The sequence below is a fragment of the Bartonella sp. AP40SXNS genome (genome assembly GCF_042195825.1).
Lineage (GTDB): Bacteria > Pseudomonadota > Alphaproteobacteria > Rhizobiales > Rhizobiaceae > Bartonella.
This window is the reverse complement of the sequence record NZ_JBHIPB010000004.1, coordinates 1-14,774: the sequence shown is the minus strand read 5'-3', so window position 1 is coordinate 14,774 and position 14,774 is coordinate 1. Positions and strand designations below refer to the sequence as shown.

The window sequence follows — 14,774 nt, the reverse complement described above, 5'->3', positions numbered from 1 at the left end:
TTACATTAGGTGAATTTGAAATGAATGTATCTTATTGTACTCAACTTTCCCATTCAATATACGAGATGATTCATTATAAATTATAAAGCAAAGCGTTAATGGAATGGACTTTATGTATAGAGTGCACAATTACAGCTGTTTTAGTGACATATTCATTGCTTAAAACAACATATTTGTCATTCTCAATGTTCCAAACTCCTTTAAAATAGCTGAATAAACAATTTATAACTGTCAAATTGTTGTTTAATTTTTTTCTACCTCCGTATAAAACTTTAAATAAAATATATATTTTATAAAAAACGAATGAAATGAATAAGAAAATTTCTTCTGTTCTTTCCTTATTTTCTAAGCATTGCAAAAAAAATAATGACTTGGTAATATAGTCGTTAGAAAATATTTTATTCTTTTGTAAACTAATCAATTTTTATGCATTTTATTAAGGAAAGAAAAACAAACGTGCGACTAACCATGAAATTATTCATGCGCACAAACAAAAAGAATTACCAAACTGGTTTTATGATCCAGAAGAATTTGCTCATGCTCACGCATTTTGATATTCAGAGAAATGAGGATCTATTAGTGGACAAAACCTTATCGTAGATAGAACACTCATATAAATACACACTAACTTGGATATCATAAAAATGTATAGAGAACGAAATAGTGATTTAAGGTCACCAAAAGCTGAACTTGACAGTGCCGCGCTTTTTTATCACCAATACCCTAAACCTGGAAAATTGGAAATACAAGCAACAAAACCTCTTGATAATCAACGTGATTTAGCTCTTGCTTATTCTCCAGGTGTTGCAGCACCATGTCTTGCAATTCATGAAGATCCTAATCTTGCTGCTCTATATACCTCCCGTTCTAATTTAGTTGCCGTTATATCAAATGGAACTGCTGTTCTTGGTTTAGGAAATATTGGCCCACTTGCTTCAAAACCAGTTATGGAAGGCAAAGCTGTTTTATTCAAAAAATTTGCGAATATTGATGTTTTTGATATTGAAATTGATGCATCCAATGTAGAACAAATGGTACAAACGGTATCGACCTTAGAACCTACATTTGGTGGTATTAACCTTGAAGACATTAAGGCTCCTGAATGTTTTGAAATCGAAGAAAAGCTGCGTGCTAAGATGAATATTCCAGTTTTTCATGATGACCAACATGGAACTGCCATTATTGTTTCTGCTGCTGTATTAAATGCTTTAAATCTTTCAGGAAAAAAAATTGAAAATGCAAAAATAGTTACCTCAGGTGCAGGTGCTGCTGCCCTCGCTTGCCTTAATCTTTTGGTTCGTCTTGGGGCAAAAGTTGAAAATATTTGGCTTAGTGATTTGGAAGGCGTTGTTTATGAAGGTCGCAAGACCCTTATGGATCGTTGGAAAGTTAATTACGCACAAAAAACTGACGCACGAACTCTATCTGATATTATTGATAATGCAGATATTTTTCTAGGTTTATCTGCGGGTGGTGTTTTAAAACCTGAACATCTTAAAAGAATGGCTCCAAACCCATTAATTTTAGCGCTGGCTAATCCAGTACCAGAAATTATGCCTGAAGAAGCACAGTCTATACGACCAGATGCAATGATCTGCACAGGACGCTCTGATTATCCCAATCAAGTTAATAATGTACTTTGTTTTCCCTATATCTTCCGTGGTGCATTAGACGTAGGTGCTACGGCAATTAATGAAGAAATGAAAATGGCCGCTGTTCATGCGATTGCTGCTCTTGCACGTGAAGAAACTTCAGATGTTGTAGCACGTGCATACTCAAAAGAACCTCCCAGTTTTGGTCCAGACTATTTGATTCCCTCTCCTTTTGATCCACGTTTAATACTGCGTATTGCTCCCGCTGTTGCTAAAGCAGCAATGGCAACAGGTGTCGCTATTCGTCCCATTGAAGATATGGAAGCCTACTATGATATCCTCAATCGATTTGTCTTTCTTTCTGGTTTAACGATGAAACCTGTTTTTGCAGCAGCAAAAACAGCAAAACGTAAACGCGTCATTTATGCGAATGGTGAAGATGAACGCGTCCTTCGAGCAGCACAAGTTGTCATTGAAGAACAAACAGCAACACCGCTCCTTATCGGCCGTCCACATGTCGTAGAAGCTAGATTAAAACGCTTTGGTTTAAGAATTCGTCCTGGTATAGATTTTGAATTAACAAACCCTGAAGATGACCCACGTTTTCGTGATTATGTTAATTTATTTTTTCATTATACAGGAAGACGTGGCGTTACGCCTGAAATGGCAAAAACAATAGTAAGAACATCAACAACGGCTATTGCTGCCCTCGCCGTTATGCGAGAAGAAGCAGATGCAATGATTTGTGGCTTAGAGGGACGTTTTGAACGTCAACTTGAATTGATTGAACAAATTATAGGACTTGATCCTAATGTTCACCGTTTTTCTGCTATGAGTTTACTTATCTCTCAACAGCGTACTCTTTTTCTCACAGATACTTACGTCAATGAAAATCCTTCTGCAGAAGAAATCGCTGAAATGACTGTATTGGCCGCTAAAGAAGTTGAAGCATTTGGAATAACACCAAAAGCAGCCTTATTATCACACTCAAACTTTGGTTCTAAAAACACAGAAAGTGCGCGTAAAATGCGACGTGCAACAGAAATTCTTGCCCAATTACACCCTGATTTAGAAGCAGATGGTGAAATGCACGGTGATGCTGCCCTTTCTAAAGTTTTTCGTGATCGTGTTTTTCCTGATTCTCGTCTTAAAAGTGAAGCCAATCTGCTTATTTTTCCAACACTTGATTCAGCCAATATCACGCTCAACACTGTTAGAAGCCTTACAAATGCACTTCATGTTGGTCCTATCTTGATCGGGGCGGCACGTCCCGCGCATATCTTAACACCTTCGGTAACTTCACGGGGAGTTGTTAATATAACAGCCCTTGCCGTCCTTGCGGCAAATAGAAAAAATAGTCTCGTAAAATAAATGTGCAATAAAATTTCAAAGTTTTTTAAATATTGAGGTATAGTACTTCATATACTGTAAACCTCTTTTCTCTATAGAAAAGACAGCTATATTCTGGATTAATTCTTTTTTTTAAAGAGAAAAAAAGCTAGAAGAATAGTATTAAATATATTTTGAATTTACTAACTCTATAATAAGGAATCCGTACATTGCCTTCCACGTTTGATAAAGTTGCTGATATTATTGCAGAAATCAGTGAAATTGATCGCAATACGATTACGCCTGAAAGTCATACAATTGACGATTTGGGAATCGATAGTCTTGATTTTCTTGATATTGTTTTCGCTATTGATAAAGCTTTCGGAATAAAGGTTCCACTAGAACAATGGACGCAAGAAGTCAATGAAGGCACAGTTGCAACGGAAGAGTACTTTGTTCTTAAAAATCTTTGTGCAAAAATTGATGATCTCGTTGCCTTAAAACAGGCGGAGTAATTTTTTCACCATGCACGATCAATCTGTATTCATCACTGGTATAGGCCTCATAAGCTCTCTGGGAGAAGGAACTGATCAACATTGGAATCTCTTAAATGATCAAGCCCGTACACCAAATCTAGATTGTACAACTTTTTCGCCCTACACGGTTCATAAAGCACCCGAAATTGATTGGAGTTCACAGATTCCTAAAAAAAGCGATCAACGACAAATGGGAACATGGCAGCGTCTTGGTACCTATGCGGCTGGTCTTGCTCTTGATGATGCCGGCATGAAAAATAATGAACAACTCACTTCAACAATGGATATGATCGTAGCGGCAAGTGGAGGAGAGCGTGATATTACTGTTGATACACAAATTCTTTCTAAAGCGCGCGCAATCGCCGATCATGCTTCTATGTTAAATGTTGCTCTTTCAACCGAACTTCGTCCAACATTATTTTTGGCACAACTTTCAAACCTTCTGGCAGGAAACATTTCAATCGTTCATAAAGTCACTGGATCTTCTCGTACATTTATGGGAGAAGAAGGCAGTGGGCTTTCTGCACTTCAAATTGCTGTAGCCCGTATTAAATCAGGACAAAGCACCCATGCTCTTGTAGGAAGTTCTTATAATGCACAAAGTTATGATATGTTGTTGGCGCATGAGCTTGGTGGTCTTTTAACCCATAATGGATGGAGCCCAGTGTGGAATCGTGAAATTCACCCCGGCGGCGGTATTATAACCGGTTCTGGTGGTATCTTTCTAGTTCTTGAAAGTGGAGAGCATGCGAAAAAACGTAACGCGCGTGCTTATGCTGAAATTAGTCAAATTGTTACAGACCAAACAGATAGAACCAAAACTTCACTGAGAGAGTCAATTGCAACAATGTTGAAAACTGTGGGCGCTAAATCTGCCTTAGTCATTTCAGCAGCCTCAGGTGCTCACGAAGCAACAAAAGCAGAACAATATGCTCTTGACGATGCTGATCTATCTTATCGCGGTATTACAACATTATTTGGTTATATGCGGGAAGCACAATTTCCTCTAGCGCTTGCTCTGGCAGCACTTGCAATTGAAAAAAAACACTGTTTTCCAGCATTAAGTCCTCATGAAAAACCTTTTCCTAAAGAAGTGCGTGAAATATTTATTACAACTATTGGTGTAAAAAGAGCTGAAGGTATCGTGCGTCTTACAGCTGTTTGAAGGGGAATTTCTATCGTGAAATATCATGATCATTTTGGACGTCCACTTGTAGCAATAACTGGTGTAGGCGTTGTCACATCACTAGGACGAGGAAAACATGAAAATTGGCAAAAATTAACAAGCGGTGTAAGCGGAATCCACAAAATAACACGTTTTCCCATTGAGGGATTAAACACATATATTGCTGGAACGATTGATTTCCTCAAAGAAAGTACGTTTGGTGCTTCAGCTCTTTCTGAAAAGCTTGCACATCTTGCTGCTGAAGAAGCGTTAGAACAAGCAGCTGTTGATAAAACAAATTTTAATGGACCACTTTTTCTAGCTGCTCCTCCTGTTGAACTTGAATGGAAAGCACGTTTTAGTCTTGATCAAGAGGAAAAATTCAATAATGAGCCTTCTTATGCAGATCTTCTTAAAGTCTGTAAGCATAAACTCCATGAGGCACTTTTTGAAACCACACAATTTGGTGCAATTGCAGAAAAACTTCAAAAAACATTTGGCACAAAAGGACTTCCTGTTACACTTTCCACTGCCTGTGCATCTGGTGCAACAGCAATTCAATTAGGTGTTGAGTCTATTAGACGGAGAGAGACAAATAGAGCGCTCATAATTGCGACAGATGGATCAGTTTCAGCAGAATCTCTTATTCGTTTTTCGTTACTATCTGCTCTTTCAACTCAAAATGAGCCTCCAGAAAAAGCAGCAAAACCCTTTAGCCGTGATAGAGATGGTTTTGTTATGGCAGAAGGATCAGGCGCTCTTGTTCTTGAATCTCTTCAAAGCGCATTAAACCGTAATGCTACAGTTTTAGGAATTTTAGCTGGCTGTGGAGAAACCGCCGATGACTTTCACCGTACACGTTCAAAACCCGATGCATCACCAGCAATTGAATCCGTTCGTAAAGCCTTAGACGATGCACAAATAACCATCAATGAAATTGACTATATTAATGCCCACGGAACTTCAACACCTGAAAATGAAAAAATGGAATATCTTGCATTATCAACTGTCTTTAGTGATCTGTTAGAGCATATTCCAGTCTCTTCTAATAAATCAATGATTGGGCATACATTAACTGCTGCTGGTGCAATAGAAGCCGTTTTTTCTCTTTTAACCATTCAATCAGGGGTACTTCCACCGACAATAAATTACGATAATCCTGACCCTTCCATCCCTTTAGATGTTGTTCCTCATCATAGCCGTAAAGCCTGTGTTAATGCGGTTTTGTCAAACTCTTTTGGATTTGGTGGTCAAAATATGAGTCTTGTTATCACAGCCTATAAAGGATAATCCTTTATATAATAAAAATTTTGTAACGCTAACCTAATAACGTCTTTTAAGGGGGCTGATAATGCGTGCACTGCAACTCTTTAATGAACGTCGACTTGAAATCACCAATATTCCCTCGCCATCTTCACCTAGTCTAGGTGAAGTAACTGTGCGGATAAAAGCTGTTGCCCTTAATCATATTGATGTATGGGGATGGCGTGGCATGGCCTTTGCGAAAAGAAAAATACCCCTCATCATTGGTGCAGAAGCCTCTGGTGAGGTTGTACAAGTAGGAGATGGCGTTGAACATCTCCAACTTGGACAGATTGTCTCAATTTATGGTGCACAAACCTGCGGAGTATGCAAAGCTTGTCATGAAGGAAGAGATAATCTTTGCAGTAATGTAAAAGGAGTCTACGGTTTTCATCTTGATGGATTTGCGTGTGAGTTTGTTAATCTGCCAGCACGTTTATTGGTTCCAGCACCACCCCAATGTAATGAATTGCAAGCAGCCGTTGCTCCAATTACTTTTGGTACTGTAGAACATATGCTTTTCGATAACGCAAAACTACAAGAAGGAGAAACAATCCTGATACAAGCAGGTGGTTCCGGTATTGGCTCTGCAGCTATTCAACTTGCAAAACATAGGGGATGTACAGTTATCACCACTGTAGGTTCAGATGAAAAAATTGCAAAAGCACAAGCTCTTGGAGCAGATCATGTGATTAATTATCGTAAAGATCGTTTTGAAGGTGTGGTACGTAAATTAACTCAAAAAAAAGGTGTTGACGTTGTTTTTGAGCATGTTGGTGTCGATACATGGAATGGTTCTCTGTTGTGTATGAAAAAAGGAGCACGTTTAGTGACTTGCGGTTCTACCTCTGGTGTTTCAGCACCAATAAATCTCATGCAATTATTCCAGCAACAGCTTAAGATATTCGGTTCATTTGGCTGCCGTATGGAAAATATGAAAAATGCCATGCAAAAAATGGCACAAAAAGCCGTACATCCTGTCATTGATACAATTGTTGGACTGGATGAAATTGATACAGCTTTAAAACGAATGGAAAGTCGTGATGTTTTTGGTAAAATTATCCTTAAAATCGATTAAATCATGATGAAGCTTTCTCTTAAAAATCTCATATATCGTATTAAAATTATAGCTAAAAAAATATCCTATTTGTTATGGGCATATCTACTCTTTGGTTCTTTATTTATTCTAAAGTGTTTTCCAGCCAAAATGGGAATTTCTTTTTTTGCTTGGTTAGCAAAAAAAATTGGTCCCCTTATCCATCGTCATCAAATCACACTTGCAAACCTTAGGAGTGCATATCCAGAAAAAACAGAGCAAGAACTCCGTGCGATTGCAATAGAAATGTGGGAAAATATAGGACGTTTCCTCGCTGAATATATTTTTCTTGATAAAATTTTTGATTTTGATCCTCATGCAGACAAGCCAGGTTTCATTGAGGTTAAAGGCATTGAAATATTTGAGCGATTAAAAAATGAAAAAAAACCACATATTTTTTTCACCGCACATACTGGCAATTTTGAACTTCTGCCTATTTGTGCACAAAGTTTTGATCTTAATGTTACGGTATTATTTAGACCACCCAATAATCCCTATGTTGCCAAACGAATCCTTAAAGCACGACAAACTTCTATGGGACATCTTGTTCCCTCCAAGGCCGGTGCCGCATGGGCATTAGCAGCCAAATTAGAAGAAGGTGAAAATGTTGGTATGCTCGTTGATCAAAAATTTCGCCGCGGTATCATGGGAACATTTTTTAACAGACCTCTTAAAACAAACCCCTTAATTATAAAACTTGCTCGACAATATGACTGTGATATTTATCCAGCACGTTGTATTCGTCTACCTGGAGGACGTCATCGTTTAGAATTATATGAACATGTAGAACTTCCACGTGATGAAAAAAATGATATCGATATAGCGGCTTCTACGCAAAAATTAAATGATATTGTTGAAACTTGGGTCCGTGAATATCCTGGACAATGGATGTGGTTACATAGACGTTGGGACATCTAACATAAGCTCTATTGCTTACAAAGGAAGTGCAAAATGTTAGCCTCAAAAGATATCAAAGATCTCACCGCAATTATCACTGCATTACGCAATCCTGATAGTGGTTGTATCTGGCATAAAAAACAAACTTATGAATCTCTCATACCCTATATGCTTGAAGAAGTTTACGAAGTCATCAATGCCATTGAACAAAAAAACCGAAGGAATCTCTGTGAAGAACTTGGTGATCTTCTTTTACAAGTTGTCTATCATGCTACTATTGCACAGGAAGAAGGCAGTTTTACTTTTGAAGATGTTGTTTATGCAATTACGGAAAAAATGATTCGGCGCCATCCTCATGTTTTTGGAAATGCCGAGCAAAAAAAACGGGGGATTATAAAAGAGGAGTGGGAATATATAAAAAAAAGAGAACAGGTTGAACAAAAAAGAATGTGCGAAGAAAAAAACAACAATTCCTCCACAAGCATACTCGCAACAGTAAAACAAATCCAGCCAGCAAACCAAGAGGCACTTGCTTTACAAGAAGCAGCAGCTAAAGTAGGTTTTGATTGGCAAAAAAGTGATAAAGTTTTTGAAAAAATAGAAGAAGAACTGGAAGAGCTCAAAGAAGCCATCAAAAGTAAACAAAACTCAGAAATAGAAGCAGAGTTTGGAGATCTCTACTTTATACTCCTTAATCTCGCGCGCCACTTAGCGATTGATTCACAAAAAGCATTAAAAAAAACGAATATAAAATTTCGAAATCGTTTCGCCTATATTGAAGAAAAGCTATCCACTCAATCTAAAACACTTACTGACGCATCCTTGAATGAAATGGAAGCACTTTGGAAGCAAGCTAAAAATGAACGATAAAAAATAGTAGATTTCTTCTACCTAAAAGAACAAGCGCCTCTAAAATTACTAAATTATAATTTAGCTTAGTTCAATTTGTTTTATATTGATCCTGCGTAGCAGGACGAAGTTCCACCGATTCTCCACACCCGCATGCTGAAACTTGATTAGGATTTTTAAAGACAAAACCAGACCGCAGCGTTGTCACTTCATAATCCATCTGCGTCCCTAATAAAAATAATACCGCATCATGTGCTACAAAAACACGGGCACCATTCACTTCAACAACATCCGCATCTATCCCCTTTTCTTTGACAAGAGTAATTGTATACTCCATCCCTGCACAACCACCTTTTTTGATACCAACAAGAATACCCTGTGCATCTTTTTCATCCATAATCGCTTTAACACGATCCACTGCTGCTTGCGTCAAATTTATTACCGAAAAACGGCTCATCCTTTACTCTTTTCTTAGTCCAATAGACACTTTGAAAGTTTTTCCTCTATAATATTTTATCTGATATTTTAGAAAAAAAACGAAACATAAATTAAAGCATTCTGATCTTGTTTATTTGGATAAAAATACATACCCGTAAAATGAGATTTGTGATTATACAATCCAGAACTTACAATTTTTTATCCACATAAAATGAAAATACCTCGTCTATAAAACTCTAAAAAAACGAAAACTTTTCAAAACCATACATTCACTCCTCTTCTTTTGAAAATCTTTATCTTTTTAGAAAAGTAACGATTAGGTAAGAAAAAATATACCTTCCGCACTCATTTGCTCCAATTCATACCCCTAAAGTCACCAATCTTACCCCCTCCTCACAATCTCAAAAGTAATTAAATGCATACATCTATTAACTATAGAGCTAAAAATTTAATGATCACAAAGAATTTTACAAATTCGTTATTTATCTTGAATTAACAACAAAATATTGATGTCCAAAATTTTTACTTTCAAAAGCTCTAAGTGCAAGAGCATTTTAGATTTTATTCTGTTTATTTTTTCTCTTGCCTTTAAAGAAACAGTCATTTAATCGTTTTACACGAACTCGGAGCGTAGCGCAGCTTGGTAGCGCACTTGACTGGGGGTCAAGGGGTCGTGGGTTCAAATCCCGCCGCTCCGACCATTTTTAAAATGCTATAAAATAAGCTTACTTAAAAAGTGGATTATTACGCATTTTAATTGCACACACATGAACTTTTTCTTCAACGTAAAATAATGTGCAGTGATATTTTATCATAAATTTGAGATAAGCTGTTTTATTAAAATGCGCTTCGTTCTTAGGAAAACACATACGAAACGCGAGACCTTTTGCCTCGCGTTTTTTATTCTTCAGAAAAATTTATAATTATCCGATCTCATATTTTCTAAATTTTCTTTACACAATAACGTCGCTGTTATCATTTTTTGTAATGGATGGTGACATCTGTACGGTTATCTTTTTTGGTTTTAATTCAGCTGGCATTTCCCTTTTAAGCTGAATATGAAGAAGCCCATCTCCAAGTTCTGCCCCAATAACCTTAACATGATCAGCCAAATGAAAACGCCGTTCAAAAGCACGCGAAGCAATACCTCGATAAAGAAACTCTCGTTCTTCAGCATCATTTTCAGGCTTTCTGTCTCCTTTAACGATCAGCTGGTTACAATGTGTTTCAATATCAATTTCATCTTGAGAAAAACCAGCAACAGCCATAGAAATTCTATAAGAATCTTCAGTTAAACGTTCAATATTATAAGGGGGATAAGAAGAAACTTCATCTGGTTGGGTTCTAGAATCAAACCAATTAAAAAGATGATCAAAACCTACTGTGGAACGATAAAATGGTGAAAAGTCTACTTGACGCATAATATTGCCCTCCTCTAGAGCGACTATAATTTATAACTGATTCACAAAGTTCCCACATGGCAAACTTACTTGTGAACCTGCGGCCCCATCATGGCAACCACACTATATTATCTAGTAATCGTTTTTCTTTATTTCAACTCTTTGGGACCTAAATTGATAAAAACTATCTAAAAAGCAATATACCCCTTTTTAAATCCTCTTTCTTCATTACATAAATGTCAAAGCACTAAGCGACAAATACACTGTAAAGGATTTCAATTGGAAACACCTCTTTATCCCATAGACTGGGGTTCCACTTCTCTTAATATCCATCATGATACTCTTAAAATAGCAATAGATCATGAAATTCGTTTTGCTATAACATATCCTGAGGTGGAAAAATCTAAGGGAACAATTGTTATTCTCAAAAGCTACGCAAATACTTTAGAAAAATATTTTTTATTAATAAATGAAATTTCTAAACGCGGTTTTCATACAGCAATATTTGACTGCTTTGATCAAGAAAAAACATCCTTCAAGATAAGAAAACAAAGCCGACATCATTGTTTTGATATAAATAATGATATTAATGACTTATATAAATTTTTTAAAAATATTGTTTATCCTAATTGTCCGCCGCCTTACTCTATGCTCGCCTATGGCATAGGTGGATTGATAGCACTTAGCGGATTAGATCTCATTAATCATCAGTTTAATAGATTACTCTGTGTTTCTCCCCTTTTTGCTCCATTCGGAAATAAAACGAATAGTTTTCAACATAAATTAACACAATTTCTTTCTGATATAGGTCTTGGCTTTATACCAGTGAAAAATGGGAAAAAATTAAACAAGACAAAACAAAAAAATATACAATTGGGACACATACATAAAGTGCCGCTCCCTTCCATTAAGCCCCCAACATCCCAATGGATGGCTTCAGTATTTAATACGATTGATTCTATGAAGAGAAATGTACTTCATGGAAATTTACGAATCCCAACACTCTTTATTCTTGCCAATCAAAACAATATTGCAAACAACATTGAAGTGCGGCAATTATGCCAACACACACGTCTAACAGAAAGTATTACTATTACAGGCGCTGAACTGGATACAATTATGGTTAACGAAGATTATAAAAAACAATTTTTGGCTGCATTTGATGCCTTTATTCCCGATAATGTATCTGTAAAATAACTAAACCTTAATTTCCACTCCGCCCCATCAAAAAAGAAAATTTCTACGAGCATTGGATCTACAAACACTTTTAAATATAATAGATTTTTCTTTCCAACCACTCATATGATTTGTTTTCTAGCCTTTACAGGCAAACCATGACCTAAATATTCACCACGCATTCTAATAAAAAACTAATATACAAAGTATATCATTACATTAAAAAATATTATTTTACATCATAAAAAATAACTTAATAAAAAAACTATTTATATAAATAATAAATATATCTTAATATAACATGATACATATTTACAAATAAAGCATCAAAATACTATTTTTTATTTGTTATAAAATACTCATTTAATATTATATCTAGAAAAATAATACTTTTCATCTATTTAAGGAAAAAACTGGAAATAAAGCGCATTTATAATATTTATTACAAATCTCTATAAAAACAAATAACTATAAAATTTCTATTTCTTAGGAGAACTTTTTAAAAACAATAAATTAACATAATATTCTTTTAATTTCTCGATATAGGAAGTCCCTACAATAATGGTTTTCATAATTTTTTTAATGGAATTCTGATAATAATCAGCAAATTTAAAAGAAAAGATAGCAATGAATCATCCTAGAAGTTTTAGAGCCCCCCTTCTTTTTTCAAAATCACATATATTTCGAATTTAACCAACTCACAACGAATATGCTGTATTGTAAATCAGAATGTAAGAATTAACCATTTTGCCATTCATTTCAATTATGAGCATTTTACCATCTTTTTTCTAAATACTCTATATTGTATAATTGATGCGGCAAAACTCTGACAAATGGAGCCATTGGAACATAATCATGAAACGAATCCTGCTCGCAGAAGATGATAACGATATGCGTCGCTTTCTCGTAAAAGCCTTAGAACGTGCAGGCTACGAAGTCGCCGATTTCGATAATGGTATTAGCGCATATGAACGTTTACAAGAAGAGCCATTTTCCCTTCTCCTGACTGATATTGTGATGCCAGAGATGGACGGAATCGAACTTGCACGACGTGCTACTGAAATTGACCCTGATTTACGAGTAATGTTCATTACAGGTTTTGCAGCGGTAGCACTCAATTCAAATAGTGATGCCCCTCCTGATGCAAAGGTTCTCTCTAAGCCATTTCACTTACGTGAACTCGTCAATGAAGTTGAAAAGATCCTTATCGCTGCTTAAAAAGTATTTTTTAAAGTTATTTGCATCTGTTGAAAGAGAAAATAAAATTAGGCATTGACGTTTGGCATTCTATATGGTGTATGCAACATCAATGAATGGGCGTGTAGCTCAGCGGGAGAGCACTACGTTGACATCGTAGGGGTCACAGGTTCAATCCCTGTCACGCCCACCATTGCATTTTATATCAACAATAATTTATTGATTTTACATATGTTTTTTTAAGTGAGGGATACCTTAATAAAGTTAAGGGAATAGGATTTTCTAACATTTCTCTATAAAGCACGCTTCGCACAATGTTTCTAATGTTTCTTTGAAGTCTGCTAACGCTTCTTGATGTAAGCCATCTAAAAGTCTCATAAACGCAACAACAGCTTCACGTTGCAACGGAGTAGAAGGCTTTATGATGATGCTTTTTCGACAAGAATAGGCTTCTTTTTTTAAGAGTAAAGCCTTCTCTTTATCTAAACCATAAAGCTCTATGATCTTTTCCTCCAGTCCTACAGGAACAGATTTTTTGCCAATCTCGACAGAAGATAAAAATGCTACAGATATGTCTAATTTCTTAGCCATATCTAAAAGGCGTTCGGAGTGATCAATGCGAAGTTTCCGTAAAATTTTACCAAAAGATGTAACCATATAAAAAGTCCTATTAGAGAAGAAATATTTTCTTCTGATTCTAACAAATCTTTTTATGATTTTCTTCAATTATTACGAATCAAGAGTTCTTTTCGGGGTGGTTTTTTAGCAAAACCAGAGGTCCAAAGAGTCTCTAATTCTAAAAAGTCAAAATCCTTAAAAATCTCTCGAACCGCATCACAATCATTGAGACTCAAGACAAATTTGCCTTGTATGCTTTTGAGAACTTTTGCCATACTCACAAAATCATCTTCAACAAAATTCCCAGAGCTGTAACACTTCTTCTTTACAAGATAAGGCGGGTCTAGGTAAAATAAACTGTCGGGTGCATCAAATAGCTCGATAACCCGTTCCCACGACAAATTTAAGATCGTCGTATCAAGAAGCTTCTGTCTAACACGTCTCATCCTTGATAACAGCTTTTCGGGATTAAATGCTATAGGCTTTTTCCTTCCAAAACTAAAAGAGACATAATCTTTTTTCCCATACATCACACAACGTTGGAGAAACAAAAAACGGGCAGCTCTTTCAACTTTGGAAAGGCTTTCTGGTTCAATCGCCGCAAGTTCAAAAAACAACTGTCTTGAACAAACCAACCATTCTAGTCGTTTGGCTAAATCATCAAAGTCATTTTGAACGCATTGAAACAGATTCGTGATCTCTCCATTCAAATCATTAATAACGGAATATTTTGCTGGTTCTTTATTTAGGAAAATAACACCAGAGCCTAAAAACGGTTCAACATAGGTTTCGTGGTCAATATTATTTAAAATCGGTATAATTTTCTTACGCAGATAGTGTTTACCACCCATCCACGCAAACAATGTTTGTGTAAATTCTTGTTTCATCATATTTTTAAAGGAGAGATTTGATATCTAACTTTTTGTTATCCATCTTTTAAGATGTGAGAAGCTATTCTCTATGGCGTCCACGCAACGGGAAAAATCTATTACAAACATAAAGAGAATGAAGGCAATCAATTTCATGATGCGTGACATCATCTTTAAGCCTTGATAGGTCTCTATCATCTCGTGAAGGAGCTGTTGTTCTGTTTCTGTAAGACCTTTATCTTTGCTGCTTCGTTTCTTGACCATCTTTCCAACCACATAAATGGGCTCCCTGCTTGTTATGCTTCAAAAT

General features: G+C 36.1%; 14 protein-coding genes and 2 tRNA genes. 11 read left to right on the top strand and 5 right to left on the bottom strand.

Annotated elements, in window-relative coordinates:
* Window positions 1–644: 644 nt before the first annotated feature.
* The 7 genes from ACFILZ_RS04085 (at window position 645) to mazG (ending at window position 8,787) form a co-directional block, all read left to right on the top strand.
* Entirely contained in the window at window positions 645–2,963 is a 2,319-nt protein-coding gene (locus ACFILZ_RS04085) for an NADP-dependent malic enzyme (RefSeq protein WP_375610405.1), read from the top strand.
* Window positions 2,964–3,151: 188 nt separating this feature from the next.
* On the top strand, window positions 3,152–3,436 hold the full coding sequence (locus ACFILZ_RS04080; protein ID WP_005773457.1) for an acyl carrier protein: 285 nt from the start codon (window positions 3,152–3,154) through the stop codon (window positions 3,434–3,436).
* Between the two features lie 10 nt (window positions 3,437–3,446).
* A complete protein-coding gene (locus tag ACFILZ_RS04075; protein ID WP_375610406.1) occupies window positions 3,447–4,622 on the top strand; it encodes a beta-ketoacyl-ACP synthase in 1,176 nt (391 codons plus the stop codon).
* A gap of 15 nt (window positions 4,623–4,637) precedes the next feature.
* Window positions 4,638–5,912 carry a beta-ketoacyl-ACP synthase gene (locus tag ACFILZ_RS04070; RefSeq protein WP_375607099.1) on the top strand — a complete coding sequence of 425 codons (1,275 nt, stop codon included), beginning with the start codon at window positions 4,638–4,640 and terminating at the stop codon, window positions 5,910–5,912.
* A gap of 61 nt (window positions 5,913–5,973) precedes the next feature.
* Window positions 5,974–7,002 carry a zinc-binding dehydrogenase gene (locus ACFILZ_RS04065; protein WP_375610407.1) on the top strand — a complete coding sequence of 343 codons (1,029 nt, stop codon included), beginning with the start codon at window positions 5,974–5,976 and terminating at the stop codon, window positions 7,000–7,002.
* Between the two features lie 6 nt (window positions 7,003–7,008).
* The gene (locus tag ACFILZ_RS04060) at window positions 7,009–7,938 is read left to right on the top strand and encodes a lipid A biosynthesis lauroyl acyltransferase (RefSeq protein ID WP_375607171.1); all 930 of its coding nucleotides are present in this window, start codon (window positions 7,009–7,011) and stop codon (window positions 7,936–7,938) included.
* Between the two features lie 33 nt (window positions 7,939–7,971).
* Complete coding sequence (gene mazG, locus ACFILZ_RS04055) at window positions 7,972–8,787, top strand: nucleoside triphosphate pyrophosphohydrolase (RefSeq protein WP_375610408.1); 816 nt, start codon at window positions 7,972–7,974, stop codon at window positions 8,785–8,787.
* A 70-nt stretch (window positions 8,788–8,857) separates the two neighbouring features.
* On the opposite strand, the gene ACFILZ_RS04050 is transcribed toward mazG, so the two are convergent.
* Complete coding sequence (locus ACFILZ_RS04050; protein WP_375607096.1) at window positions 8,858–9,223, bottom strand: iron-sulfur cluster assembly accessory protein; 366 nt, start codon at window positions 9,221–9,223, stop codon at window positions 8,858–8,860.
* Between the two features lie 605 nt (window positions 9,224–9,828).
* On the opposite strand from ACFILZ_RS04050, the gene ACFILZ_RS04045 reads away from it, so the two are divergent.
* Window positions 9,829–9,905, top strand: a tRNA-Pro gene (locus ACFILZ_RS04045).
* 252 nt (window positions 9,906–10,157) lie between these two features.
* Here the strand turns inward: ACFILZ_RS04045 and ACFILZ_RS04040 are convergent.
* Window positions 10,158–10,625, bottom strand: coding sequence for an Hsp20 family protein (locus ACFILZ_RS04040; protein WP_375607095.1), 468 nt, complete (start codon window positions 10,623–10,625; stop codon window positions 10,158–10,160).
* 258 nt (window positions 10,626–10,883) lie between these two features.
* Here ACFILZ_RS04040 and ACFILZ_RS04035 point away from each other — a divergent pair, with 258 nt between their 5' ends.
* The 3 genes from ACFILZ_RS04035 (at window position 10,884) to ACFILZ_RS04025 (ending at window position 13,170) form a co-directional block, all read left to right on the top strand.
* Window positions 10,884–11,801 carry a serine aminopeptidase domain-containing protein gene (locus ACFILZ_RS04035; protein WP_375609380.1) on the top strand — a complete coding sequence of 306 codons (918 nt, stop codon included), beginning with the start codon at window positions 10,884–10,886 and terminating at the stop codon, window positions 11,799–11,801.
* A gap of 834 nt (window positions 11,802–12,635) precedes the next feature.
* Window positions 12,636–12,998 (top strand): cell cycle two-component system response regulator CpdR, encoded by a 363-nt coding sequence (cpdR, locus tag ACFILZ_RS04030; RefSeq protein ID WP_005773448.1) that lies wholly within the window; start codon window positions 12,636–12,638, stop codon window positions 12,996–12,998.
* 97 nt (window positions 12,999–13,095) lie between these two features.
* A tRNA-Val gene (locus tag ACFILZ_RS04025) sits at window positions 13,096–13,170 on the top strand.
* 89 nt (window positions 13,171–13,259) lie between these two features.
* Here ACFILZ_RS04025 and ACFILZ_RS04020 read toward each other — a convergent pair.
* The 3 genes from ACFILZ_RS04020 to ACFILZ_RS04010 form a co-directional block, all read right to left on the bottom strand.
* Window positions 13,260–13,634 (bottom strand): helix-turn-helix domain-containing protein, encoded by a 375-nt coding sequence (locus tag ACFILZ_RS04020; RefSeq protein WP_375610409.1) that lies wholly within the window; start codon window positions 13,632–13,634, stop codon window positions 13,260–13,262.
* Window positions 13,635–13,699: 65 nt separating this feature from the next.
* The gene (locus tag ACFILZ_RS04015) at window positions 13,700–14,485 is read right to left on the bottom strand and encodes a DNA adenine methylase (RefSeq protein WP_375610410.1); all 786 of its coding nucleotides are present in this window, start codon (window positions 14,483–14,485) and stop codon (window positions 13,700–13,702) included.
* A 24-nt stretch (window positions 14,486–14,509) separates the two neighbouring features.
* Complete coding sequence (locus tag ACFILZ_RS04010; protein ID WP_375610411.1) at window positions 14,510–14,740, bottom strand: hypothetical protein; 231 nt, start codon at window positions 14,738–14,740, stop codon at window positions 14,510–14,512.
* Window positions 14,741–14,774: the final 34 nt, after the last annotated feature.